This window comes from Pedobacter soli (assembly GCF_900101435.1).
Lineage (GTDB): Bacteria > Bacteroidota > Bacteroidia > Sphingobacteriales > Sphingobacteriaceae > Pedobacter > Pedobacter soli.
In genome coordinates this window covers 248,930-274,181 of record NZ_FMZH01000004.1, presented here as the reverse complement: position 1 = coordinate 274,181, position 25,252 = coordinate 248,930, and the positions used below count along the sequence as shown (strand labels likewise).

The following is a 25,252-nucleotide window of genomic DNA, read 5'->3' as shown; positions in this document are numbered from 1 at the left end:
TGTCGCATCCGCCCATTAAACTTGTCACAATTGTAGTGGTTAAGCCTGCATTTTTATTCCGAAATTTATATTCGATAAAAAGCAGAACTTATGAGAAAAATAATTGTGCTGGCCATGATGAGCCTTGATGGTGTAATACAGGGCCCCGGAGGACAGGAAGAAGATACCTCAAACGGTTTTAAATATGGCGGCTGGGCCATGGGCTACAATGATGAGATCAGTGGTACCGAAGTTAAGAAGGAGCTTGAACAACCGGCAGCTTATCTTTTAGGCCGAAAAACATTCGATATCTGGGAAAATTACTGGCCAGCGCATGGCGATTTCTGGCCAGGGATTAATAGCGGTACTAAATATGTACTCAGTACAACCCGAAAAACAACAAACTGGGAAAATACTGAGTTTCTCGAAACCGTCGAAGACATCAGCAAAATCAAAAATTCTACGGGTGCCGATATTCAGGTCTGGGGTAGCAGCAAACTTGTACAATTGCTGTTTAAACATGATCTGGTTGATGAACTACGTCTGAAAATATACCCTTTAATGCTCGGTGAAGGCAAAAAACTATTTGATAATGGTGCATTTCCTGCAGAATTTACATTAACCGAAAGTAAAACCACTACTAAAGGCATTATTCTGGCCAATTATACCAAAACAGCATCACCTTTAACCATATCCTAGCTTTTAGCCATTCTGCAATACTGCACAATCGATTCTATCTCTTCATGTGCCGGGATAGAATCGATTATTTCTAATTTATTGGTAGATTATCCTCCAATTTGTCCGTTATACTGTTCATCGGTAACCTTTTCCAGCCAATCAACCACTTTTCCGTCCAGGTTTTCCTGAATGGCAATATGTGTCATTCCCATGTTTGCCGATGCGCCGTGCCAATGCTTTTCGTTTGCTTCAAACCAAACTATGTCGCCTGGATAGATGGTTTCTACAGGCCCTCCCTCACGCTGAACCCAGCCACAACCAGCAGTAACAATTAAGGTCTGCCCCAGCGGATGTGTATGCCAGGCCGTTCTTGCTCCAGGCTCAAAAGTTACGCTTGCTGCAACAGCCCGCCTCGAACTGTTAGCATCAAATAACGAATCGACCCTTACCGCTCCCGTAAACCAATCTTCAGGTCCTTTAACCGAGGCCTTCGATCCTATCCTTGTAATTTCCATTTCTATACTTTTATTATTTGAGACAATAATCTGTGATAAGATTAGCTAAAATTAAGGATTTATAAGTAAAATGTAAGTTTAAAAATAGTTATTTCAGCTAGTTAGAATGGCAATGTAAAGATTCCCTTATGCCGCTGAAACCTCTTCTTCAGCAGTCCTGGCCTTCGAAAACACAATACTCACCAAAACGCCGCCAACAATTAACAATACACCAAGTAGCAAGGCAAAAGTTAATTTTTCGCCGAAAAGCATTACGCTAATGATTACTGCTACTACAGGCTCAAGCGCGCCCAGTATAGCCGTTGGTGTAGAACCAATATAACCTATGGCATATACCAGTGTAGTAATGGAAACAACTGAAGTGATGAGCCCGAAAAGCGTAATATGCAACAGGATGTGTAAATCGGGGACTGCCAGCGATTCTCTGCCAATCAGCGACTTAATGAAGTAATACAAAGCCGAAAAAAGCAAGGAGTAAAAAGTTGTTTTAACCCCCGAAGCTTTAATATTCGATTTATTTACCGTTACGATATAAAGTGCATAAGCAAGTGCACTGCCAAGCGCCAGTGCAAGTCCGTTAAAATTAATGCTGGCGGTTGATGCACCACTTAGCACATATATACCTGAAAGGGTTATAGCCATCGAAATAACCATGATGGTGCTTATCCTTTCCCTGAAAAAAACAGCCATAATAATGGCTACAATAACCGGAAATACAAACAAAATAGTGGAAGCAATTCCGGCCGATAAGCGGTCATAAGCCAGGAAAAGTAAATCGGAGCTGAGGCTAAACAATATACCAAGCGCCAAAAACACCCCTATTTCTTTCGTTTTTAACTTCAAATGTTCTTTTTTATACCGCAACAGGATGAGCATAATACCTGCAGAAATGAAAAATCGGTAAAAGAGGGTTACATCCATCGAAAAGTGAATGGCTTTTAGCGGCAGGATAAAAAGTGGTATTAAACCATAGGTTACTGCCGAAATCAACGCACATACATATCCTTTTATCTTCACAGCATCCATAGCATTAACGACTAAAAATTTAAACCGCGCAAAGGTACTGCTTTTCCTGTTCTTCATTTGTGAAAGCTGTAAAAAAACAAAAAGCGATTGTTACCATCCGGAAACAACCGCTTATTAACTAAAACCTATTTCAGTCACCTTAAATGACTTACAAAAAAACAAATAGGGTTCTTCCCTAGATACTAACCCTTTCGGGTTAATTATTTTTAATACTTTTTTGTCACATTAATTTGCCTGTAGTACCAAAAGGTTCTCCAGCATTTCGGCAGTCATTGCTTTTAAATCATAAGCAGGTTTCCAGCCCCAATCTTTTCTCGCGGCACTATCATCGATGCTTGATGGCCAGCTATCGGCAATGGCCTGGCGGAAATCGGGCGCATAGTTTACTACAAACTCAGGTACCTGGCTTTTAATTTCTGCCGCCAATTCCTGAGGAGTAAAACTTAAAGCACCCAGGTTATAAGCCGTACGGATGTGAACATTTTCTGCCGGTGCATCCATCAACTGGAGCGTAGCATGAATGGCATCTTCCATAAACATCATTGGCAATGCCGTTTCTTCGCTTAAAAAGCAGGTGTATGGCTTACCCTGTACTGCATGGTGGAAAATATCAACAGCATAATCGGTAGTACCACCACCCGGAGCACCCGTATAGCTAATTAATCCGGGATAACGCAAGCTACGCACATCTAAACCGTGTTTTTCAAAATAATATTTGCACCAATGCTCTCCTGCAGCTTTACTGATTCCATACACAGTAGATGGCTCGGTAACACCTTGCTGAGGGCAGTTAATCTTCTCTGAATCTGGCCCGAAAATGGCAATACTGCTTGGCCAGAATACTTTATTTATTTTATGTTTTACCGAAAGATCCAATATACTTAACAGGCTGTTCATGTTAAGGTCCCAGGCCAATGTTGGATTGCTTTCTCCTTTAGCAGAAAGCACTGCTGCAAGGTGGTAAATCTGGGTTATTTTCTGATCAACAATTAAAGCTTCGAGTGCCTGCGCATCTAAAACATTAAGCTTAACATAAGGTGCGGTTTCGGCCGGCAAACTTTCTTGCGCGTGGATATCTGCAGCAATTACGTTATCATGTCCGTTTTTTTCTCTCAGGGCAACCAACAACTCTTTCCCAATCTGCCCACAGGCTCCGATCACTAATATTGTTTCTTTGTTCATATATTTTTTTGAAATTCCGGGAGTGCATATCTGATTATTAATCTGCTGCAAACGCGTTTATTTTAGTTTTTGACAACGCAAATTTGGAAAGACCGGAAGAGAAATCCTTGCGATTGATTTTAGTTCGAAGATTATTCGAGAAGTGACATTAAAAGCCAAACATAATTTTGAGCCCAGATATGCGCTAAAGCGAATTCCAAATAATGTTTCCGGAATTGGGAGTTAAAAATAAACTTATTATGTTTGCAATGCCGGAAGCTCAAACCGGCAAATCAATTTACCTGATTATTTACCGCAAATTAAATAGCTAAGAAGACCTGCGCCATGCACGACGATATTTTGGATAAGCTGGATTATGAGATTTTATCGCTGCTGCAAACGCAAGGCGATTTAAATTATAAAGAACTCGCCTATAAGCTCCACAAATCGCCAAGCACCATATTTGAGCGCATTAACCGCATGCGCGAACGTGGTTTTATAGCCGGTAACATTACCATCATTAACCGCGAAAAGTTTAAAGAACTATTGGTTTCTTACACGCATGTAACCCTTCGCGACCATAGCAGCAATGCGCTTACCAATTTCCAGGAAAAAGTTGCTGTATTTCCGCAGGTGCTCGAATGCTACCATACCACTGGCGATTACGATTTTCTGCTTAAAATTGTGGTTAGAGATATGCAGGAATACACCCGTTTTATTACCCGCGACCTGATGACGCAGGAAAATGTACTCAAATCGCACAGTAGTTTTGTGGTAAACGAAGTTAAACGCGATCTGGCCTATCCGCTTGAATCGAGGTAGTTACCCTGGCTTCCCTAAAAAAATATTATTTCTTTAGGAACTTAAAAACAAGTTCTTCCCACTCTTTCTCCAAAGATTGTTCCGGAAACACCTGCCCTGCTTTTCTATACCAGTAACCTGCGTTAAACTGGTCGCCCTCTTTGCGATGCAGATAAGCGTGCACATGGGCCGATTGGCGGTCGTTTAGCTGGTCAATTAGTCCATGGGCTTTATCCCAGTTGCCTTTTCCATCGTACCACAATGCTTTAAGCTGAACTGTAAAACTATCATCTGGCTTTTCGTTCGCTAAACTACGCTTAAAATCTGCTATCGTTTCCATTTAAATCTCTGTCTGAATATTTACGCAAATTGCATAAAAATTATTAATCCAAAGCAAAATAAAACTTCAGCAAAAGCATCCTGTACCATTGTCAATATGGTAAAATCTGGCCTTTTGATCGATTCATACTGTGCCGCACAATGACGCTAATATTCAACCACAAGATTGCTACCAGGATAACAGCCTATTTTGAAGGATTAAATCATAGTCCTTTCATTACCAAACAAGAGTCGTTTTCTAAGCTCGATATGATCAGCCTGATCTTTTGCAGACAGCAAATCATTATACTTTTCGAGCAAGCTGATATATTTATTCATCCAGAAGTGTACTGCATTGGCATTCGAATGATCTGGTTTAACCTGATCAATTGCCTGGCTTTTAAGCTGCCCGGATAAGGGTACGGGGAAAGCATCTGGAAAATCGATAGAAAGATCCTGACCTAATAGCCTACCCACCTGCCAGATAATCTCCTGATCAATCCGTTCCTGGGCAAACCAGTTGTAAATAGTCCTGCGACTTACTTTAAGTTTTCTTGAAAGTTCGCTAATTCCCATGCGGTCTCTACGTACCAGGCGCTCGAGAATTTCTCCTTGTTTCAAATGTGTTGTCATTGAGCTAATTAATTTTTAGAAAAAAAGTAATTAAATCAAATTGGGGACGACCGACGTGCCTAAGTTAGCCATAATATATAAAGTGGCACAGCAAGTATCATCTTTTTGACAAAAGACTAGTTTTCAAAACCTTAGGTTGTAAAAAAATCTTCTAACCTCCTTGCAAAAGCTTTCCTTTTACTGTGGAATAAAACCTAATTAGCATGGATTTAAATCGATTTTGTATTCAGGTCAGCAACAAGAAAAACGCTGATTAATCAAGAATCCGATCTTTCAATCGCCGGAGAAATCTATTTATGCGAATGAAGAAAAATAGGTTAAGGTTTAAATCAAGATCAGTAACAGAGAAAATTATGGGCAATAAAAAAGGGAAGATTTTTCAATCTCCCCTTTAAGTACCCCGGAAGGGATTCGAACCCCTGACCCACGGTTTAGAAAACCGTTGCTCTATCCAACTGAGCTACCGAGGCTCATTTTTTAATGAGCTGCAAATATAGGAGTTCTATTGAATAAGTAAAAATATATTTTAAACTATTTGGAAGGCTGTTTTCAGTTTTGAAATAAGTATTTAAAAGAGAAGCAATTAAAATTAACTTCAGCACTTAAAAAATATCTTACCCTCACCTTAAACCGTATTTTTTGCTGGTTATTTCAGCAAAAAAAAGCCTTTAAGCGTCTTCCCCATTCCAGATATCATCATCGGCCTGCCTTAATTCGTCGTGACTGTAGCTTGCCGGATCATCATGGTGGTAATTTCTTTCAGGATTTTCGGGTAAGGCATTATCGTGTTCAAGGGGCACTTTACGCAAATGCTCTGGTTTTTTAACCTCAGGTAAATCATCATGAATAACTGAGGGCTTTAAGATGGTTTTTAGGGGATGATTGCTATTTTCCATGGTTAAAGTTAATCAAATTTCAGGCCATAACGCTTACCATATAAGTCATGTTAGAACATTTAAGGTATATTTTTCTACCGCATAAGGCATATCAGCACATTTAAGCTTATGTTTCTTATCAGCAAATCCATGCTTACAAGGCCTTATATTTCTTATATGGTTAATTCTAAGCGTAAGCAAAAAATGCGCACAATTAAATACTGTGCGCATTAGTTTTTTATGTGCTAGTAATTGCCGGTTACCCCGATTTCTAAACCTCTTAATTCTGCAAGCCCCCTAAGGCGGCCAATGGCAGAATAACCCGGGTTAGTTACCTTAGCTAAATCATCAAGCATCTGGTGCCCGTGATCTGGGCGGAAAGGAATGGCCACTTCGCGGCTTGCATTTTCTTCTGTCAGGGCTTTCATAATTTCATACATATTTACGTCGCCACCTAAATGATCGGCCTCGTAGAAACTGCCATCTTCATCTTTGGTCACATTACGCAAATGCGCAAAATAAACCCTTTCCTTAACCGCATTAAAGATTTCTAAAGCATTATTATCAACACCAGCGCCTAGCGAACCGGTACAGAAACAAACTCCGTTAAAAGGCTGGTCTACTTCTTTAATGATATAGTTAAAATCTTCCAGTGTACTGGCAATTCGCGGCAATCCTAAAATCGGGTAAGGCGGATCATCGGGGTGAATGGTCATTTTAATACCTTCTTCGGTACATACTTCAGCAATTGATGAAAGGAAAAACTTTAAATTTTCTTTCAAGCCCTGCGTACCAATGGCTTTATACTCGTTAATGCTCTCGCGCAGGGTTTCGAGTTCGATTTCTTTCTCATTCGGGATGCCCATTAACACATTAATGCGCAAATCAACCAGCTCCTGCTCATTAAGCGTAGCATATTTATCTTTGGCCCTTGTTAAAATTGAAGCAGAATAATCGGCCTCTGCTCCTTCACGCTTTAAAATGTAAAGATCGAAAATCGCCAGATCAATCCAGTTAAAATACAAGGCTTTTGATCCATCAGTCATTTCGAGATCTAGTTGCGTGCGGGTCCAATCGAGTACCGGCATAAAATTATAGCATACGGTTTTAAGTCCGCAGGCAGCTAAATTGCGCAGCGAAGTTTTATAATTTTCGATATACTGACCTGCATCTGCCCTGCGTGTTTTAATGGCTTCGTGCACAGGCACACTTTCTACCACCGACCAGGTTAAGCCAGCGGCTTCGATAATGGCTTTTCTTGCTTTAATATCTTCCAGCGGCCATACTTCGCCGTGGGCAATGTGATGTAATGCCGATACAATACCTGTTGCACCTGCCTGTTTAACATCCTGTAAGCTAACCGGATCATTTGGTCCGTACCAACGCCAGGTTTGTTCTAATTTCTTCATTATATATAATTACACTGATTTATAAGATTACACCGATTTTTGGTTTTTAAACGCCTGAAAAAGCACTGAATCCACCGTCTATTTTAATATTTTCGCCGTTTACAAATTTCGAGGCATCGCTAAGCAAATATACCAGGCCACCAATTAATTCTTCGGGCTCACCGAAACGTTTAAATGGCGTTTTAGCGATAATGGCATGTCCTCTTGCGGTTAAAGATCCATCCGGATTGGTTAACAAAGCCCGGTTTTGATGGGTGATGAAAAAGCCGGGTACAAGCGCATTCATTCTGATTTTATCGCCATAACGGTTGGCCAGTTCTACAGCCATCCATTTGGTATAACTTTCTATAGATGATTTAGCCAGCGAATAACCCAAAACGCGGGTAATGGCCTGCACAGCCGAAGCCGAAGAAATATTAACAATGCTGCCGCCATTTTTGGCAATTTCTTTACCGAAAACCTGGGTTGGCAAAATGGTTCCAAATAAATTTAAGTCGAAAGCTTGTTTTAGGGCGGTAACATTCAAATCGAATATATCGCTACCGGGTTGTATAACAGCTTCGGCCACATTGCCACCTGCTGCATTTACCAGCCCATCTATACGGCCATAAGTTTCCATAATCCGGGTATTGGCAGCTACCAAATCCGCTTCATTCAATACGTCAGCTATGATATAAATTGCTTTTCCACCGGCATTAACTACCTCTTCAGTCCTGAGCTTGGCAATTTCTTCGTTTCTGCCGAGCACTACAATGCTTGCACCGGCATTATTCAATCCATTAACAAAAGCCTCTCCTAAAACGCCTGTGGCACCTGTAACTACTACAACCTTGTTTTTTAGGGAAAAGGGGCTTTCCACTTCTTTCGTCATTTGTTTAGTTTTTTAGTTTATTCTACTACTAATGTGGTTATGGAGTGCGGCAGACTTGTTGTGGTTGCAGCCTCGCCTTTAATCCATAAACTGTATTTTAATTTATCGTCCGTTTGATTCATTACGACTACAACCAGCTTTCCATCGGTATTTAAGAAAGCGGTGGTTTGCAGTTTATCGCGGCTGGAAGCCGATCCAATTCGTTTAGCGCCCGGGCGGATAAATTTAGAAAAATGTCCCATATAATAGTAGGCATTTGTGTAAATCAATTTATCGTTTTTGGTATCGGCATGTACCAGTGCAAAACAGAAATTCCCTACATGGTTCGGCCCACCTTTTTCATCTAAAAGAATGTTCCAATCTGTCCAGGCGGCTGTCCCGGAGTTGAAATCGTTAATCATCGAATAACCATAACGCTCGCCTAAAGTCCAGTCGTCGAGTTTGTTTACATCGTATTTCTCTTTACAACCCTCGGTAAAAATCAAAGCTTTATCGGGATAAGCTTCATGAGTTTGTTTTACGTTTCCAAACTGCATAGCGCTACCTGTCCAGGTTTCGTACCAGTGAAAACCAATGCCCCAAACGTATTTAGCAGCATCTTTATCGTTTAAAATGGTGCTGGCGCGCTGAAAAATCTGATCGCGGTTATGGTCCCAGGCAATGAGCTTTTTAGTAGCTAAGCCCGATTTTTGAAGCGTAGGTCCCAAAAAGTTTTTGATAAAATCGCGTTCTTCCTCAGCAGTAAACAAGCATGATTCCCATTTTTGTTTGGCCATAGGCTCATTTTGCACACTTAAACCCCAGATTGGAATGCCCATCCCCTCGTAAGTTTTAATAAACTTTACGTAGTGGTTGGCCCAGCTTTGGCGAAATGCCGGCAATAAATGACCACCTTGCAGTAAACTGTTATTATCTTTCATCCAGGCGGGTGGCGACCATGGACTCACGAACAAAGGCAGTTTGCCTCCGGCAGCTGTAATAGCTTGTTTAATTAAGGGGATTTTATAATCCTGATCGTGCGCTACACTAAAGGTTTTCAAATCTTTATCATTATCCTGCACATAGGTATAACTTCCGCTCGAGAAATCGCAACTGGCAATATTGGTACGGGCCAAAGTATAACCAATGCCTTTATCCGGGTTATAATAGGCCTGAAGCAATTCCTGCTGATTCTTTTTAGAGAGTTTGGCAAATGTTTCGGCAGAGGCATCGGTTAAAGCTCCGCCAATCCCCACAAGGCTTTGGTATTTTATAGTCGGGTCGACAAAAATGCAAGGCTCTGTTTCAAAAGGCTGCTTATTGGCTACGAAATTTAGCGTTTCGGTTTTGCTGATGCGGTATTCAGTTTTTTCGGCAGTGGTGAAAACCGTTACTTTTTTATTGGCAACACTGTAAACGGCTGCCGGTTTAACTGTTTTTTTGTTTTGAGCAGCAACATTAAATGCTGTAGCTAATATTAACAGGAGGCTTAAATTATGTTTCATCTTAATTAAATATTTATGGATGCGACACCATGTTCAATAGCACTGAATGCTTTATTACTTTAAACTTTTATTGATCTGGTTGAGCAAATAACCATTTAAATCTGAGTCATACTCCCAGAACATTACCCCACCCATTCCGTTTTTGAGCACATAAGCACATTTTTCTTTTACCGATTGCTCATCATCGAATGTCATGTATTCTTGTGTAGCAGCGTTGTAGATATATGGCGCTTTGGCCGCTTTATCGTAGTATTTGGTAAAACCTTTTTGGTTCACGAGGCTATCTTTAATAAAAGTATAACCCTTTCCGTACCTGCTGCTTAACACAGTATCACCTAATCCTTTTGTGGCGCCGGGGCTAAGGGTAAATGCCCTGCTGTAAAAAGCAATCCCCATTACCAGTTTTGCCGGCGGAACACCTGCGGCCACAAACTCGCGAAAGGTTTTATCCGCATAATTTTCTGCCGGATGGGTTTTAGAATTGTACAAATTGGTATGGTGCCCTGCTAATTTGCCATGATAAAAATCGTAAGTCATCAGGTTCACAAAATCCAGGTATTGCTGGGCTTTATCCATTTCGGTATGGTTGATGAAATTGGTAAAACCACCTACGGCTATGGTTAAGAGCTTTTTGGTTCGTTCCTGTTTTTCAAGTGTATCAAGCTCCAAACGTAATTCTTTAAGCAAGAGGGTAAAATTCTGCTTATCTTCAGGCCTGAAAACATTACCTTCTTCACCGGCAATTGCGGGATATTCCCAATCAATGTCTACCCCATCCAGCTTATATTTTTCGATAATTTTAACGGCACTGGCAGCAAAAGCCTTGCGCGAAGTATCCGTAAGTGCGGCATCTGAGAAATTTTCGCTCCAGGCCCATCCTCCAATCGAAATCAGGATTTTAAGTGCCGGATTTTTACGTTTAAGCAGGTTTAGCCGCTGCAGATTAGTGGTATCGGTGGCTTCACGGTGTAAGTAAGCGCAGTTATTTTTTACATCAACAAAAGCATAATTAATGTGTGTGAGTTGCTCAGCCGAAATTTTACTCACATCAACCAGGCCTTTATAACCACCAACGTAGCCGATCACTACCTTATTTTTGGGGGCGCGGTCGGTACGCATGGCCAGCAAAATGCCGGTTACTGCAAACGCAAAAATAAATAGCTTTACAGTTTTCATCTTCTTAGTTTTTACTTCTCAATAAAGCTTCCAGATAGTAATAATCAGCATAGTTAATCGGCACATCTATCTCCGATTTAGCCGGGCGGTGACCTGTGCTGTGCTCAAGGATAAAACCATAATTATCGCCAAGTTTGCTGGTGTACTTGGTGCTCAAGCTGTATAAAATCTTATCGGCAGCTGCTTTGTATTTTTTTGCATTGCTGCTGTATTTGGCCAGCTCGTAAAGTGCTGAAGCAGTAATTGCTGCTGCAGAAGCATCTCTGGATACCTCCGGGATTTTAGGATCGTTATAATCCCAGTATGGAATGCCATCGGCCGGGGTAATTTTACTATTTAAGATAAAACCTGCAACACCATCGGCCTGAGCCAGATATGCTTTGTTTTTAGTTTCGCGGTAGCACATGGTATAGCCATACAGTGCCCATGCCTGCCCGCGGGCCCATGCCGATTCGTTTGCATAGCCCTGCGCCGTTTCTTTCTTCCGCACATTACCAGTTAATGTATCATAGTCAATTACATGGTAAGAACTAAAATCGGGACGGAAATGATTTTTAAGTGTGGTATTGGCATGCGAAACAGCAATTTTATAGAAAGATGAGTCGCCCGTTAACTTAGTGGTTTCGAAAAGCAGCTCCAGGTTCATCATGTTATCGATAATTACCGGAAATTTCCATTTGGTACCACTATGGTCCCAAGATTTTAAAACTCCTGTTTTAGCATTAAAACGGGTAGAAAGCGATTTTGCTGCCTGGATAATTACTGCGCGGTAGGCCGGATCGTTAGTTAAGCGGTAGCCATTGCCAAAGGGACAATAAACCATGAAACCTAAATCGTGTGTTCCTTTATTAAACTGTTCCTTTTTAATATCCTCAGTATATTTCCGGGCCAGATCGAGCCACTTTTTATCTTGGGTGTATTGATAGAAATACCAGAGCTCTGCCGGAAAGAAACCACTGGTCCAGTCTTTAGAAATGACCATTTTAAACTCGCCATTTTCTACGGTGCGGGGTGAAACAAGATTAGGCTTTATTTTGCGTGCCGAATCTACATTTTTAACCAATACATCGGTTTGTTTGGCTGCTGCAGCAAATGCCTTCTTCACATCGGTTTTTTGTGCTTTTACTGTGGTGATAAACAGCATACTTAGTGCCGTTAGCGTTATTTTCATGTTCATATTATAACCAGATTAAAGGGTTACGGATAGGTAAATTTCTAATTACTTCTTCTACCTGAGGCTGATGGTCTAATTTGGCCCAGGTGGTATACCAGTTGCCTTGATTGAATTGTACAGCGCCAAACAGCAAAAAGGGTTGGGCCACCGGCCAGTTTTCCCAGTACATTACATCTGGCGTTAGCGTCCATTTGCTTTTGTCAGCAATAAAAGGGTATAAATAACTAAGCCCTTTTTTAATGGATTTGCCATCGGCAGTTTCGAAATTCCAAAGATTATCTTTAGGGGTTGACAGGATCTGGCAAAGCATGGTCATGGCATCGAGGTTAAAAATCGAATAGCCGTAAGGTTTGGTGCGGGCTATTTCAAGCGGAAAACTGCCATCGTTTCCCATTTGGTTAGGCAAAAGAATGGTTTTATAACTGTTGCGCAGCGAATCAAGCATGCTTTCGTCGCCACATAATTTAGCAAAGGATGCAACCTGCATGGCCCAGCAAGTGGCGTGATTATTTTTTACGGTTTTTTCCTGAATACCGGGCTTGCTGGTGTTTAGCCATAAGGTATAATCGCTGAACCATTTTTTTATTCTTTTTGCGGTTTCAGGATCGAAAGCTTTTGCTTTTTGCATCACCAGCGCTCCCTGTGCCACTTCCATTAGATGTATAGTATCGATAATGCCGTAATTACGCCCGGTGAACCGGCCTTTTACGGCCTGTGCGAAAAGCAGGTTTGGGTTCATCAGCGTTGCTGAATTGATAAACCAGGCTTGAAAGTGTTTAACGGCTTGCTGCACATATTTTTCATCGCCGGTAATTTTATAAGCCGATGCCAAGGCACCTATGATCTTGCTGAAACGGATCATGGCTTTGCGGTGCGCTACAAAGTTATCGGGATTGGTCATCCCATCGCGGTTAATGTATGGTCCGTCAGGATTTTGAGGATCAGGCCAGAAATAATCGGCTTCGGAGAAAAAATCGTGCTTACCTCCTGTACTTCTTGGCGATGAGGAATCGGTAATCGTAACCGGGGTTTGTTTCATAGCCCAGGCAGCTTCAGTCAGGATCTGCTTTTTTAATAAAGCTGTAGCTTCTTTTTCTAAACTACCTGCCTTTGTAGTTTGCTGAGCGGCTGAATTAAAAGTTGTTGCAACCCAGCAACAAGCAACAAGAAATACGGTTGAAATAATTCTTTTCATGCTAAATTATAGTGTGGTGAATACTGTTTTTAAACCTTCGGAAGCAACCGAAACCATGCTTTGCCCCTTGTTTAATTTAACTTTAATAATTGCCCTGCCGTTGTAAGCCTGCACTTTACGTGAACCAGAAGAAGTACCCTGATTGTCAATTAATTTACCATCTCCGGTTAAACCAAAACTAATCCAGTTGATGGCATCTAAACAAAGTACATTCCGGTTATCCAGCAGCTTTACTTCTACCGTAGCGATATCGCCCTGCTGATCGATTTTCTTTAACTCCAGCTGACTTGGTTTGGCCCATTTTTCGGTCTGATAGGTAAATTTAATTTCATCAGTTACCGTTTCCTTCCCTTTTTTAGCAATCACTTTTACGGTGTTTTCGCCTTTTACAAATGGCAGGTTCCAGCGCAGGCCAGCTGCAGGGTAATCCTGACTATTTCTCTTTTTAGTACCAAAGCTTTTTCCGTTCAGGAAAATTTCGGCTTCGGTACAATTCGAATACACCTTTACCATTTTTTCTTCGCCTTCATCGCCCCAGCGTACCGGCCAACTATGTCCGTAAATGTGGGCCATAGGCTGACTTGTCCAATATGACTGAAAAACATAATAGGCTTCTTTTTTGGTAAAATCGCGTTCAACCACCCCTTTCTGGTTCATGTAAGGTACCGGGTTATCGGGACGCACCGGTGTAGAAAAATCTTTAAAAGGCCAGTAGGCTGTACCACTTAACCAGGGCATATTTTCCTGCTCTTTTAAATGCCAGTCGATTAAGTTGGTGATATAAGATTCGCTCCAATCGCCATCTTTAGAAATCCGGGCTGCACCACCGTATAATGAAGCATCGCCTGCACGCTCATCGGTTGCGCCGCCTGTTTTAATTTTACCTAAAGCTTTATCAGGATTCTCTGAATGGCGTAAAGCATGACTATCTCCACCCCACTCTACGTGCAAAAAGCGCTTAACTTTGGCAAATTCATCTTCTGATGCTTTTTTATAATCGGTAAAAGCACCGCGGTACCAACCCGCCCAGATCGAGGGCGAATATACATCCACAATATCGCTGCAAAAATCGCAACGGCGAATGGCCGTATAGCGCGATTTATCCAGTTTATGCGATAAATCGTTTAGTTCTTTCATAAAAGCCCGGATTTTTTCTTTGTCGAACTCCGGAAAATCGCCTGGCCAGTCGTTTTCATTACCTATTCCCCAGATAATAATGGCGGGGTGGTTGTAATGTTGTTCTACCATATTGGTGAGCATCCTTTTGGCTTGTTGCTGGTACACCGGGCCACCTAAACCGCCGCGGCACCAGGGAATTTCTTCCCACACCATAATCCCCAAACTATCGCAAAGGTTTAAAACAATGCGCGATTGCTGGTAATGCCCCAGTCGGATGAAATTAACGCCCATATCTTTCATCATTTGCATTTCCTGGCGGATCATGCCCTCGGTCATGGCAGCAGCTACACCCGCATGGTCTTCGTGACGATGGGTACCACGCAACAACAAACGTTGTCCGTTTAGTTTAAAAGGGCCCTTTTCTACGAATTCGATATTGCGGAAACCGATCTTCTCTTCGCGCTTGTAATTTCCACTAGTTGAAATGATTTCATATTGCAGGGTATATTGTGCAGGTTTATCTGTTGACCACAATTGCGGTTTCTTTACTTCGACTGTCCACAAATCTAAATCGCCGGTTAAATCCCCAGGCTTCTGCAATGTTTTTGCCACGATTTTACCTGCGGGATCAATCAACTTTAATTCAATAGTGGCATTATTTAAGCCTGAAGGATTATACAAACGCGTTTTTACGTTCAGTTTACCCATTTTCCCCTGTGCATCAACCTCGGCCTTAGCAAACATCTTATCGACCGATAGAGCTGGCGCATAAACCAGATTAAGGTAACGATAAATGCCGCCGTAAACGTTAAAATCAGAGAGATCGGAAGGGATCATTTCGAGGTCGCGTGAATTATCTGTACGTACGGCAACCGGCACCTTTCCTTTAAACTGCTTCTGGTAAACTTCTGTTTTTTGGAAAGCCACAACTGCGTCGGTAATGTCAGCCGTCCATTCGTCGTAGCCCCCTACATGCGTGGCTACTTTTGTGGTGTACACATATACTTCGGTTTTCTGTCCGGCACCTTCGAAATGCAAAATGGTACGTCCGTTTTGGTATGGGTTTTCGATCTTGAGGTTGGTACGGTACCAGGCTGGCCCCTGGTAATAATTTACATCGGGATCTACGGCATCTTCGGCATTTACACAATGTGGCAGGCTTACCTTCTGCCACAGCGGAACAGATTCGGGATTACCTAAACCCACAGGCCGCACAGCCTCCCAAACACCACCTAAATCCTGCTTTAAAAATTCCCAGTTGTTATTTAACCTTACCGATTGCTGGGCAAACAATAAATTACTGAATAACAACAAAATAAACGAACCTATATACTTAATTTGTTTTAACATCTATTTTAAAAATTAAACTTTTAAACGCAATTTTTTCTTTTCCAAAAAGGCCACAATACCAATTACCAGAAAGGAAATGAAAACCGACCTGAGGATTCCACCTACACCGGTATTTAAGAAATGTGGGTAATGGAAATGCACAATCCCCATCAGGGCATATAGCAGATATGGAATTAGGTAACAGGTTAAAGTACTTGTTCCGGCAGGCTTGATCCATTTAAACCAATCTTTTTTACCTTTCACATCTACCAGAAAAATCAAAAATTCGAACACCAGGATAGAGATGCCAAGACACACAAATACCCAGGCGGGCGTGGCATAAATTTTAGAAATACCACCGGCATAAGGCCTGATAAACATACCGAAGCAAAAAGCCAGCAAGCCGTAAAAGGCAGTTAAAAACCAAAAATCGGCTGATTTGCCCGCTCCTGTGGTTTTCGTATATAAGGTAGCGAGCAAAGCACCTGCAAGCATTAATGTAATGGAAGAAGCATCGCCAACAATTGGAATATGCAGCTTTAGCAAGCCCAAATGGCTACTTACATTAATGGCTGCAAAAACCGTAAAGGCAGCCATGAGTGCCAGCAAACTGGAACGGCATAATAAAAATACCAGGGCCGAAACGAGATAAGCCCAGCCAATAATGCCCAAAATACCCCACCAATGTGGCTTTAAACCCTGCGAATCTTCGGCAGTACCACCTTTGTAGAGCAAGGCCATGGCAGCCAATAAAACAATCCCCAAAGCAATAAAGCTATATTTTTTTGCTCTCGAAATATCACCGGCATAATCTAACCAGATAAGAAAAAAAGCCAGCGTAACCAAAAGCGTATACACCGGGTATGGTAATAAGGCCAATGCCTGATTGTAATTTTCTAAATTAACATGAAAAAAGCCCATCACAATGAGCGCCAGCGACCTTAAGGCAATGTAGCCGATGAGTTGCCAAACGTTATCGCCCTTTTTCTTTCTGTTTGCCAAAGCAAAAGGCAGTGAAAGCCCTACAATGAACAAAAACGCAGGGAAAATCAGGTCAGAAAAACCCAATCCATCTACATTGGCATCGGTATGTTTAATCCATTCGGGGATATGCGACACGCCAGCCACGTCGTTTACAAAGATCATCAGCAACATGGTGATGGCCCTTAAAACATCGATCGATAAAATACGGAGCGGTAGTTGGCTCATGTTATTTAGGAATTAGTATTTTTTTATTTAACCACAAAGGCACTATCTGCACAAAGCAAATTATTTCTATTCAATGGTTGGTGGCTCACCAACCAGATTAGGCTCATCTTGTTTTTCACGCATAAGTGGCTAACTTTTTTGCCACGGAAACACGGAAGGCAGGGTGTATTTCATTTATCCTATTTAGTCCTTCTAAACTATATCGTCATGCTGATCCGATAGTTATCGGATTTATTTCAGCACCTCTCAACTAAAGCCACTCTTTCTCAACCAGAGACCCTGAAATAAATTCAGGGTGACGGTTGCTCCAATGGTTGGTGGCCCACCAACCAGCTGTACCATCCTGCGCGACTGCAGCGGTGGCAGAAAGGCCTAAAATTAAGGCCAGTGAAAGATGTTTTTTCATGGATATATTTTGCTATTTAACGCCGTCTAAAATTCCCTGATAAGCTGCTTTACGCTGGTATTGTGCATCGAATGGTAAAGGCCAGTCGGCACGTTTATAAAATGATAAAATCCAGCTATCACCATCGGTAACATTCCATTGCGTAATGCCAAACTGCTGATTTTTGGGTATGACATTATAAGCTTTAACAATGGTTTTATATTTGGCAGCCTGTTGTTCGGCTAAAGCATCAGTATAAGTTGCCCCTGGTGTATTGGCCGGATTAAGCGAGATATCAATTTCAGAAATATGGACTTTTAGTCCGGTTGCCGCAGCGGTTGTAATTGCGGCAGTTAAATTAGCATCGGTTTGGGTTATGTTGGTATGCATTTGCAGGCCAATCCCGTCAATCGGGATGCCTTTACTTTTTAAATCGTTAACCAGATTGATGATGGCGGTACGCTTGGTAGTACTGTACTCATGCCCGTAATCGTTGTAAAAAAGCAGGGCATTGGGATCTGCCTCATGTGCGTATTGAAATGCCCTGCTGATATAGTCGGCGCCCAGTTTCTCCAGCCAGATGGTGCTGCGCAGGGTGCCATCTTCGTTAACCGCTTCGTTTACCACATCCCACGAAGCGACTTTACCTTTGAAATGCCCAACCACAGTCTGGATATGGGTTTTCAATAAATTTTCCCAGTCGGCTGTGGTTCCCTGAAAGTTTTTAACCCAATCTGGCAGCGACTGGTACCAGTTTAAGGTATGCCCGTGCACACGTTTGCCATTGGCCAGGGCAAAATCGACCAGATAATCGGCATCGGCCCAGGTGTAGGTATCTTTAGCAGGATGTACCGAAGCAAATTTCATTGCATTTTCGGCGGTAAAGCTATTGAATTCTTTAATTATCAGATTACGATAACTGGAATTGCTCTTTAACAAACTTACATTTAAGGCCGCTCCCATCGGAAAAGGCATATTTTTCTGCAAGCTTTCTTCTGCCTTTATTATTGGAGTATCGATAGCGGTACTCTTGGCACAAGAAATGGTTAACAACGATGCCGAAAGCATCAATTTCGTAGCAAAACCAATTGTCGTAAATCTGTTCATTGTTTATTTGTATTTGGCCTGCATTTGGCCGTAAAAATCTTTGAGTACGTAAAAAGCTTTCTTTTTCTTGCCGGTTTCGCTAATTAAACCTTTGCGGTTCCAGAAGTTCTGGTAAATAGGATGCTGTCTTCTGGGCGATCGGAAATCGGTTAAAATCCATGGTGTCATGCCGCGTAAGGCACCAATTTTACTTAACAGGGTAATCTGGTTTTTGTATAAGGCTTCCTGGTATTCTTCACTCCAGCGTGTATTTTCATCGGCATGGAAACCACCTAAGGCATCGCCGCCAAACTCTGTAATAACCACTGGTTTTTTGTACTTGATATCGAAATTGTATTTGGTAATTTCGGAAGGATTGCCTCCCCAATACCAGCCTGCATACTCATTAAAGCTCACCAAATCTATTTTCTCACCGAGTGGATCGTTTAAAATGATGTTATTTCCGTCACGGTGTACTTCTAACGCCGCTGCAACCAAACGGGTATCATCAAGCGTGCGGGCAGTTTCGGCCAGGTTGCTCATAAAGCTTAACCGTGCACTGCTTAAAGGAGTTTCATTTCCTATCGACCATACGATTACACTGGCGCGGTTTTTATCGCGTACAATTAAATCGGTAAGCTGCTGTTTGGCATTGGCGTAAGTAGCGGGATTTGTCCAGCTGATGGTCCAGTAAACCGGAACCTCTGCCCAAACCAGCAAGCCCATCTCATCAGCCAAACGGATCATTTCTTCGTTGTGCGGATAATGTGCCAAACGTACATAGTTACAGTTCATATCTTTTGCCCACTGCAACATCATGCGCATATCGCCTTCTGAGCGTAAACGGCCGGCCAAAAGCGGGTTTTCATCGTGCAATGAAATACCTCTTAAAAACACCGATTTGCCATTTAACAAAATGCTATCGCCATCTACCTGAATGGTTCTGAAACCAATTTTATCGTTAATGTCTTCCTTATCGGTTTTGATGTTTACGCCATAAAGCTTAGGGCTTTCGGGCGACCACAAACTGAGGTTGTTCCAGGTAAATTCATCGGTAATTTTACCTTCACTATCGGTTTTATATTTTTTCTCTAACTTAAGTTCGGGAATAGACAAAGTAACCTCCTGACCCGAAGTGGCATCGGCCAGTTTTACCGAGAAATTTAACAGGTTATTGTTGCCTTTTACCAGCTGAAGTTTATAATCGCTGATGAAATGTTCCGGAAATTCGGCCAGGAAAACATCGCGGGTAATGCCGCCATAATTCCACCAGTCGGTATTTACCGTCGGAATTTCATCTTGCTTGCGGATATTATCAACCTTAAGCACGATTGAATTTTCGCCTGCTTTTAAATTACCGGTAACATCGAACTGGAAAGGTGTAAAACCACCTTTATGTACACCGAGTTTCTTACCGTTCAGGTACACGTGTGCCTCGTAATTTACCGCACCGAAATACACAAAATATCTTTTTCCTTTTTCGGGTTTTGCATCAAACTTTTTGCGCAGCCAAACATTGCCTTCGTAAAGTTCTAATTTTTCTGATTGCGAATTCCAGTCGCCGGGAACATTCATTTGCGGCGAATGGTCGAAATCATACTCAATCAGTTCTGACTTATCTTTTTGTACTTTATCATCAAAATAGCCACCGGTTCCGGTTTTAGACTGATCGAATGGTTCGTGACGGTAATCGTAATAACCGTTTTCATAAGGATCTACAATGTAGTTCCATTTTCCATTCAGGCTCTGGATTTTACGTGCCTGAATATTTTGTATAGCCGTAACCTGACCGTAACTGATTGATGAAAGAAGCGAAAAGCAGATTATAAATACGCTATAGGTTCTTTTTAGCATAACTTAAGTTTTTATTAATTATTTGATTATCCCAAAACTAACAATTAATTAACGGACGGTGTTTCCACCGTCCGCCTAAATTTGAGCAAAATCTGGTTTTTTTTAATAACCGGGGTTCTGTCCCAGCTTTGGTGCCTTATTTAATTCGTTCTGAGAAATGGGATATAAGTAGTTTTTAGCAGTAAAAACCCTGTTTTCTACGGTAAAAGGCGCATAGGTAAAGGTGCCCGGACTTACCTGGGTAATCCGCATTCCTGTAACAGCTTTGTTAAATGTAATTTCACCTTCTTTCCACCTGCGCACATCGTAAAAACGTTGCTCTTCGAAACAAAGCTCTACCCTGCGCTCGTTACGGATGCGTTTACGCAACTCTTCTTTGGTTGGTGCCACATAACCGTTTGCAGCTGGATTGGTGGTTTGCAAAGCAGGCATCGCCACACCAGTTCTAGCTCTTATAGCATTTAAACTTGTTAAAATCTGCGTTAATGCACCGGTACCTTGCGCCTCGTTTAAGGCTTCAGCGTAATTTAAAAGTACTTCTGCATAGCGGAAGAAAATCCACGGACGACGTACGGTAGCACTGTTACCGGCCCATGATGCACTTTCGCTCAGGTATTTACGCATATAATAACCGGTTTTGGTCGCATTTACGTTCAAACCCAAACCATCTTTACCACCAACAAAGGTCTCAACGGGTTTGCTTTTAAAAGTAGAACCATTGTACATGATGGCAAAGTTTAAACGCGGATCGCGGTTGGTATAAGGTGCTGTTGCCGAATACCCGGAAGCAGCATCGCTAATCATTCTGCCGGTAGTTTTCATTTCAAAAGCATCAACAAGCTCTTGTGTGGGGTTAGTACGGCCATTAGCGGCATCGTAACTCACTGGTGCGTTGTTCTGCTCAATGGTATTGGTGTTTAAGGTTGCGGTAGCAAAAATGGTTTCATTATTAAAGGCACCATTATTCCATAACCAGATATTGGGATAAGAAGTATAAATACCATGCTTACCGGTATCGATAATCCGCTTTGCCGCATCTGCAGCAGCCTGCCATTTAGCCACATCACCACCAGGGTTATATTGCGGACTAGCCGCGTATAGCAACAAACGGGCTTTAAGTGCCATTGCAGCGGTTTGAGTAGCTCTTCCACGCAAAGGGGTATTCCATTCGGTTGGCGATAAAGGCAGACGCAAAATGGCTTCCTCACAATCAGAAGAAATTTGCTTTACGCAATCATCAAAAGAATTTCTGGGTAAATCCAGATCATCGGTTACTGTTAAAGTACGCGTTACAATGGCAAAACTACCATAACGTTTAAGCAGTTCGAACTGGAAAAACGCGCGCAGGAAATATGCCTGACCTTTTAAACGGGCAATTTGCGGAGCCAAACCCTGATTTGCCGCATTATTTAACGGAAAAGTTTCGTCGGCAGGCACAATTACCGCTCCATCTATATTTTCGAGAAACATATTGGCTTTGCGGATACCCGAATACATGGCAAAATACACATCATCAAAAGTTTTAACGGGGCTCCAGGTGCCGTTGTTTAAAATGTTAACCGATGAGTTTTGGTTGGAATTTACGGCCTCATCAGAAGCTGAAGCCAGCAATGCGCCATCGTCAAGGTCATAGCGATCAGAAAGTGATGCATAAACATTGTTCAGGAAATTACGGGCATAATCCGGATTGGCCCACAACTGCGCCTGGGTAATGTCGTTCCCCCCGCTAAACTCGCCGTCCTGAAGAAATCCGCTTTTTTTACATCCTGCAGAGCAGCTTATGGCCAGAATCAGGATTGAATAAAATATATTTTTTTTCATCTCTTTTAGTTTTTTAAGGTGAAGCCTGCCAGAATTTGCATCCCGATCGGCTTCACGGTCTTAGCTGTTAAAATTTCAAATTCACACCGAACGAATATATTTTCATGTATGGATAAGATGAATTGTAACCCGACTCCGGTAATTCAGGATCGATTGGCAAATCGCCCAGTTTATCGAAAGTGAGCAGGTTTAAGCCACTGGCATAAAAACGCAGCTGTTTGATTTTTAACTTTTTGACAAATGAAGGTGATAAGGAATAACCAATTTCAACATTTTTTAAGCGGATATAATCGCCTGATCTGATCCAGAAATCGGAAGCAGCGGTATTGTTACCCCTATCGGTTAACAACAATCTTGGATAAGGCGCTCCGGGATTATCCGGTGTCCAGCGATCTACACTGAACTGGTTTAAAAAGCCATTATTGGTATTGCCTGCATTTACGAGTTGCTGTATAGTAATGGAGCGGCCGCTGGTGCCCTGAAACAGGAAGTTAGCATCAAAATTGGCATAAGAGACTGAAGCACCAAAACCGAAATAGGCTTTTGGAACGAAATTGAAATCGGTTCTTACGCGGTCAAGATCGTTAATTACACCGTCACCATTCTGATCTACATATTTAATATCGCCAGGCTTAACATCTTTAGATAAAATCTGCTTCGCCGATGCATCAATTTGCGCCTGATTCTGGAAAATACCATCAGAAATGAGCATCATACTCACGTAACCCGCAGCTGTATTGGCAGTAGCTGCCGGAGAAATTACACTAGAAATGGGATGCCCCAGCTGCTTTTGGTAATCAGGTAATCCGGCACCTTCGTTAATGGCCAATATTTTACTGGTATTGTAAGTGATGTTACCAAATACGTTCAGGTTTACGCCACCTAGTTTTTTATTGAAATTGATACCGGTTTCGAAACCTTTGTAAGATGCCTCACCCTCGTTAACATAAATTAACGACTGGCCCAACAAACTTGGCAGCAGCGATGCAGTGGTTAAATCTTTGCGGTCTTCGTAAAAATAATCGGCACTGATAGATAGCGCCTGTTTAAACAGTTTAGCATCGAAACCTACACTGGTTTTATAAGCTTTTTCCCAGGTTAAGAAAGGGTTAGCCAAAGCCAGCTGGCCCGAGCCGCTTACACCGGTATAACCCGTACCAAAGGTATAACCTGCAGCACTTCTGGTAAAGAAATCGTTGTAAGCAAACCTTCTAGCCGAGCCAATGGCATCGTTACCTACCAGCCCGTAAGAACCCCTGATTTTTAAGAAATCGAGAAAATTTGTCGAACCTTTCATAAAGTCTTCGTCGGAAATGATCCAACCTGCCGATGCAGCGGGGAAGAAACCATAACGCGAACCTGGTGCAAAATTCTCTGAACCGGCATAAGCAGCAGTTAGATCCAGAAAATAACGCTGCATATAATTGTAAGATAAGCGGTTAGACCAACCCTCGCGACGTACATCTAAACTCCCGAAAGAAGCATAGTTTGCCCGCGAAACCCGGGTACTGAATTTAATATCGTGCTTACCAAAGATTCTGTTGTAATCGAAACCAGCCCAAAACTCACTTTTACGGATGTTACCTGAAAATGCGTTGGCCTGATAATCGACCTTAACCGGCGTACCGTAAGTAGTGTAAGTACCATCGGCTTTTAACTCTGAGGTGGCATACTGCTGACTGAAGCCTGAACGGTATGCACCGGCAATATCGTAAGCATAAAATACTTCGGCTGTGAGGCCTTTTAATATACCATCCATTTTCTGACGGGCACTTAAGGTGGCCATCATGTTACGTACCAGATCGGTACTGGCTCCCCTGGCCTCGAGCATGGCTTGCGGGTTATTCTGGGTAAATATCGATGTTCCGCCATACGATCCGTTTGGATTAATAACCGGAAAGGCATTGGCAGGGGTTGAATAAACCGTTGATAAAAAGGTTGCTGTACCCGCGTTAGGGAAAGTAAGATTGGTAATCCTGCCGCCGATATCCAAAGCTACATCCAGGTTTTTGTTTACGTGCAAATCGATGTTGGTTCTTAAATTATAGCGGTTAAAATCGGTATTGGCATCGTAAGTATCGTTATGGCCACCTTTATAAAAACCACCTTGCTGATAAGCGCTCAGCAAAGTATAATATTTAATAAATGCATTACCACCGGTAACTGTAGCTACATAACGCTGCGTAGGTGCTACACGCTTGGTAAAATCGCGTACAAAATTGTTGTTTGGGTATTTGATGGGATCTGAACCATCCTGATAGGCCTGTAAAGCTGCCGGACTGTAAACTGCTGTACCACCGCTGTTAATAGCAGCCTCGTTGTATAAACTCGCGTAAGTATACGCATCCAACGGCGCAGCAATTTGCAAAGGTGCCTGTAAACCGGCCTGCGCATCGAAAGTAACGCTAGTAGAAGTAGCACTGCCCCTTTTGGTTTTAACATAAATTACGCCATTTGCCGAGTACATGCCATACCAGGCCAGTGTTGCCGCATCTTTTAATACACTTACACTTTCTATTTCCCCTAAATCCATCGATCTGAAATCGCGCTCAATACCATCTACCAGCACCAAAGGCTCCTGGTTACTGTTGTAAGAAGAACGCCCGCGGATTAAAAAACTTGATACATCATAACCTGGTTGCTGCGAACCGCTTGGATAAATGGCCAGTCCGGGTAACCTGCCGGTAAATACATTGGTTAAAGATGAAGATGGGATTTGCGGTAAATTATCGGTAGTAATGGTACTGATGGTAGCCGTAACTTCTCTCTTCTTCCTCACACCAAACGGAATGTATACATTATCATTATCACCGGCATCAATAAGTGCTTTGGTTAAAACAACATCACCTTTGCTTACTTCAGCTGCTGGTTTAAGCACCTTCAGATAGCCCACATATTTAAAAACAAGCACATCGCTGGTAGAGGTTGCGAGCGTAAATCGCCCGTCGGCACCAGTGGTAACCGATTTATTGGTCTTATCTTCCTGAATGGAGATTGCTACACCAGCCACAGGCTTTTTGTCCTGATCTACTACCCTTCCTGTAACCGTAAGCTGCTCATCAGGTGTTTGGCTGTAAACGTTTAGCACGCAGGCCCATAAAAAGAGCAGGCAGGCTATATATTTATATTTTGATTTTAAGAATTTCATTTTCAA

Annotated in this window: 21 protein-coding genes and 1 tRNA gene; 2 read left to right on the top strand and 20 right to left on the bottom strand. The window is 42.2% G+C overall.

Annotated elements, in window-relative coordinates:
* Window positions 1–90: 90 nt before the first annotated feature.
* A complete protein-coding gene (locus BLR37_RS10705; RefSeq protein ID WP_090768331.1) occupies window positions 91–678 on the top strand; it encodes a dihydrofolate reductase family protein in 588 nt (195 codons plus the stop codon).
* An 86-nt stretch (window positions 679–764) separates the two neighbouring features.
* Here BLR37_RS10705 and BLR37_RS10700 read toward each other — a convergent pair whose 3' ends face one another.
* From BLR37_RS10700 to BLR37_RS10690, 3 genes are all read right to left on the bottom strand, one after another.
* A complete protein-coding gene (locus BLR37_RS10700) occupies window positions 765–1,172 on the bottom strand; it encodes a (R)-mandelonitrile lyase (RefSeq protein WP_090768328.1) in 408 nt (135 codons plus the stop codon).
* A 126-nt stretch (window positions 1,173–1,298) separates the two neighbouring features.
* Window positions 1,299–2,255 (bottom strand): DMT family transporter, encoded by a 957-nt coding sequence (locus BLR37_RS10695; RefSeq protein WP_208599632.1) that lies wholly within the window; start codon window positions 2,253–2,255, stop codon window positions 1,299–1,301.
* 168 nt (window positions 2,256–2,423) lie between these two features.
* Window positions 2,424–3,380 carry an NAD-dependent epimerase/dehydratase family protein gene (locus tag BLR37_RS10690; RefSeq protein ID WP_090768824.1) on the bottom strand — a complete coding sequence of 319 codons (957 nt, stop codon included), beginning with the start codon at window positions 3,378–3,380 and terminating at the stop codon, window positions 2,424–2,426.
* Between the two features lie 324 nt (window positions 3,381–3,704).
* Here BLR37_RS10690 and BLR37_RS10685 point away from each other — a divergent pair, with 324 nt between their 5' ends.
* On the top strand, window positions 3,705–4,181 hold the full coding sequence (locus BLR37_RS10685; RefSeq protein ID WP_039472210.1) for an Lrp/AsnC family transcriptional regulator: 477 nt from the start codon (window positions 3,705–3,707) through the stop codon (window positions 4,179–4,181).
* Between the two features lie 25 nt (window positions 4,182–4,206).
* Here BLR37_RS10685 and BLR37_RS10680 read toward each other — a convergent pair whose 3' ends face one another.
* The 17 genes from BLR37_RS10680 to BLR37_RS10605 all read right to left on the bottom strand — a co-directional run bounded on the left by BLR37_RS10680 (window position 4,207) and on the right by BLR37_RS10605 (window position 25,246).
* Window positions 4,207–4,500, bottom strand: a complete 294-nt coding sequence (locus BLR37_RS10680) for a hypothetical protein (protein ID WP_090768325.1) — start codon at window positions 4,498–4,500, stop codon at window positions 4,207–4,209.
* 197 nt (window positions 4,501–4,697) lie between these two features.
* A complete protein-coding gene (locus tag BLR37_RS10675) occupies window positions 4,698–5,111 on the bottom strand; it encodes a helix-turn-helix transcriptional regulator (protein ID WP_090768323.1) in 414 nt (137 codons plus the stop codon).
* Window positions 5,112–5,507: 396 nt separating this feature from the next.
* Window positions 5,508–5,581 (bottom strand) — tRNA-Arg (locus BLR37_RS10670).
* A gap of 198 nt (window positions 5,582–5,779) precedes the next feature.
* Window positions 5,780–6,007: a hypothetical protein gene (locus tag BLR37_RS10665; protein WP_090768320.1), complete on the bottom strand. Its 228-nt coding sequence runs from the start codon at window positions 6,005–6,007 to the stop codon at window positions 5,780–5,782.
* A 224-nt stretch (window positions 6,008–6,231) separates the two neighbouring features.
* Entirely contained in the window at window positions 6,232–7,395 is a 1,164-nt protein-coding gene (uxuA, locus tag BLR37_RS10660) for a mannonate dehydratase (protein ID WP_090768317.1), read from the bottom strand.
* A 46-nt stretch (window positions 7,396–7,441) separates the two neighbouring features.
* On the bottom strand, window positions 7,442–8,266 hold the full coding sequence (locus tag BLR37_RS10655) for an SDR family oxidoreductase (RefSeq protein WP_090768314.1): 825 nt from the start codon (window positions 8,264–8,266) through the stop codon (window positions 7,442–7,444).
* 17 nt (window positions 8,267–8,283) lie between these two features.
* Window positions 8,284–9,750: a glycoside hydrolase family 30 protein gene (locus BLR37_RS10650; RefSeq protein WP_090768311.1), complete on the bottom strand. Its 1,467-nt coding sequence runs from the start codon at window positions 9,748–9,750 to the stop codon at window positions 8,284–8,286.
* A gap of 54 nt (window positions 9,751–9,804) precedes the next feature.
* The gene (locus BLR37_RS10645; RefSeq protein WP_244154636.1) at window positions 9,805–10,926 is read right to left on the bottom strand and encodes a glycoside hydrolase family 18 protein; all 1,122 of its coding nucleotides are present in this window, start codon (window positions 10,924–10,926) and stop codon (window positions 9,805–9,807) included.
* Between the two features lie 4 nt (window positions 10,927–10,930).
* Complete coding sequence (locus tag BLR37_RS10640; RefSeq protein ID WP_341844514.1) at window positions 10,931–12,103, bottom strand: glycoside hydrolase family 88 protein; 1,173 nt, start codon at window positions 12,101–12,103, stop codon at window positions 10,931–10,933.
* Window position 12,104: 1 nt separating this feature from the next.
* A complete protein-coding gene (locus tag BLR37_RS10635; RefSeq protein WP_090768307.1) occupies window positions 12,105–13,295 on the bottom strand; it encodes an alginate lyase family protein in 1,191 nt (396 codons plus the stop codon).
* 6 nt (window positions 13,296–13,301) lie between these two features.
* Window positions 13,302–15,764: a glycoside hydrolase family 2 protein gene (locus BLR37_RS10630; RefSeq protein WP_090768304.1), complete on the bottom strand. Its 2,463-nt coding sequence runs from the start codon at window positions 15,762–15,764 to the stop codon at window positions 13,302–13,304.
* A gap of 12 nt (window positions 15,765–15,776) precedes the next feature.
* Window positions 15,777–16,952, bottom strand: coding sequence for a DUF5009 domain-containing protein (locus BLR37_RS10625; RefSeq protein ID WP_090768301.1), 1,176 nt, complete (start codon window positions 16,950–16,952; stop codon window positions 15,777–15,779).
* Between the two features lie 250 nt (window positions 16,953–17,202).
* Window positions 17,203–17,358 (bottom strand): hypothetical protein, encoded by a 156-nt coding sequence (locus BLR37_RS25340; RefSeq protein ID WP_167356590.1) that lies wholly within the window; start codon window positions 17,356–17,358, stop codon window positions 17,203–17,205.
* Between the two features lie 12 nt (window positions 17,359–17,370).
* Window positions 17,371–18,444, bottom strand: coding sequence for an endo-1,4-beta-xylanase (locus tag BLR37_RS10620; RefSeq protein WP_090768298.1), 1,074 nt, complete (start codon window positions 18,442–18,444; stop codon window positions 17,371–17,373).
* A gap of 3 nt (window positions 18,445–18,447) precedes the next feature.
* Window positions 18,448–20,277, bottom strand: coding sequence for a glycoside hydrolase family 2 protein (locus BLR37_RS10615; RefSeq protein ID WP_039472188.1), 1,830 nt, complete (start codon window positions 20,275–20,277; stop codon window positions 18,448–18,450).
* 102 nt (window positions 20,278–20,379) lie between these two features.
* Window positions 20,380–22,098, bottom strand: coding sequence for a RagB/SusD family nutrient uptake outer membrane protein (locus tag BLR37_RS10610; protein ID WP_090768295.1), 1,719 nt, complete (start codon window positions 22,096–22,098; stop codon window positions 20,380–20,382).
* Window positions 22,099–22,165: 67 nt separating this feature from the next.
* Complete coding sequence (locus tag BLR37_RS10605; protein WP_090768292.1) at window positions 22,166–25,246, bottom strand: SusC/RagA family TonB-linked outer membrane protein; 3,081 nt, start codon at window positions 25,244–25,246, stop codon at window positions 22,166–22,168.
* Between the last annotated feature and the right edge of the window lie 6 nt (window positions 25,247–25,252).

Excerpts from the sequence above, each read along its gene's own strand:
- BLR37_RS10705 (WP_090768331.1), top strand. The coding sequence starts at position 91 with ATGAGAAAAATAATTGTGCTGGCCATGATGAGCCTTGATGGTGTAATA.
- BLR37_RS10700 (WP_090768328.1), bottom strand. The coding sequence starts at position 1,172 with ATGGAAATTACAAGGATAGGATCGAAGGCCTCGGTTAAAGGACCTGAA.
- BLR37_RS10695 (WP_208599632.1), bottom strand. The coding sequence starts at position 2,255 with ATGAAGAACAGGAAAAGCAGTACCTTTGCGCGGTTTAAATTTTTAGTC.
- BLR37_RS10690 (WP_090768824.1), bottom strand. The coding sequence starts at position 3,380 with ATGAACAAAGAAACAATATTAGTGATCGGAGCCTGTGGGCAGATTGGG.
- BLR37_RS10685 (WP_039472210.1), top strand. The coding sequence starts at position 3,705 with ATGCACGACGATATTTTGGATAAGCTGGATTATGAGATTTTATCGCTG.
- BLR37_RS10680 (WP_090768325.1), bottom strand. The coding sequence starts at position 4,500 with ATGGAAACGATAGCAGATTTTAAGCGTAGTTTAGCGAACGAAAAGCCA.
- BLR37_RS10675 (WP_090768323.1), bottom strand. The coding sequence starts at position 5,111 with ATGACAACACATTTGAAACAAGGAGAAATTCTCGAGCGCCTGGTACGT.
- BLR37_RS10665 (WP_090768320.1), bottom strand. The coding sequence starts at position 6,007 with ATGGAAAATAGCAATCATCCCCTAAAAACCATCTTAAAGCCCTCAGTT.
- uxuA (WP_090768317.1), bottom strand. The coding sequence starts at position 7,395 with ATGAAGAAATTAGAACAAACCTGGCGTTGGTACGGACCAAATGATCCG.
- BLR37_RS10655 (WP_090768314.1), bottom strand. The coding sequence starts at position 8,266 with ATGACGAAAGAAGTGGAAAGCCCCTTTTCCCTAAAAAACAAGGTTGTA.
- BLR37_RS10650 (WP_090768311.1), bottom strand. The coding sequence starts at position 9,750 with ATGAAACATAATTTAAGCCTCCTGTTAATATTAGCTACAGCATTTAAT.
- BLR37_RS10645 (WP_244154636.1), bottom strand. The coding sequence starts at position 10,926 with ATGAAAACTGTAAAGCTATTTATTTTTGCGTTTGCAGTAACCGGCATT.
- BLR37_RS10640 (WP_341844514.1), bottom strand. The coding sequence starts at position 12,103 with ATGAACATGAAAATAACGCTAACGGCACTAAGTATGCTGTTTATCACC.
- BLR37_RS10635 (WP_090768307.1), bottom strand. The coding sequence starts at position 13,295 with ATGAAAAGAATTATTTCAACCGTATTTCTTGTTGCTTGTTGCTGGGTT.
- BLR37_RS10630 (WP_090768304.1), bottom strand. The coding sequence starts at position 15,764 with ATGTTAAAACAAATTAAGTATATAGGTTCGTTTATTTTGTTGTTATTC.
- BLR37_RS10625 (WP_090768301.1), bottom strand. The coding sequence starts at position 16,952 with ATGAGCCAACTACCGCTCCGTATTTTATCGATCGATGTTTTAAGGGCC.
- BLR37_RS25340 (WP_167356590.1), bottom strand. The coding sequence starts at position 17,358 with ATGAAAAAACATCTTTCACTGGCCTTAATTTTAGGCCTTTCTGCCACC.
- BLR37_RS10620 (WP_090768298.1), bottom strand. The coding sequence starts at position 18,444 with ATGAACAGATTTACGACAATTGGTTTTGCTACGAAATTGATGCTTTCG.
- BLR37_RS10615 (WP_039472188.1), bottom strand. The coding sequence starts at position 20,277 with ATGCTAAAAAGAACCTATAGCGTATTTATAATCTGCTTTTCGCTTCTT.
- BLR37_RS10610 (WP_090768295.1), bottom strand. The coding sequence starts at position 22,098 with ATGAAAAAAAATATATTTTATTCAATCCTGATTCTGGCCATAAGCTGC.
- BLR37_RS10605 (WP_090768292.1), bottom strand. The coding sequence starts at position 25,246 with ATGAAATTCTTAAAATCAAAATATAAATATATAGCCTGCCTGCTCTTT.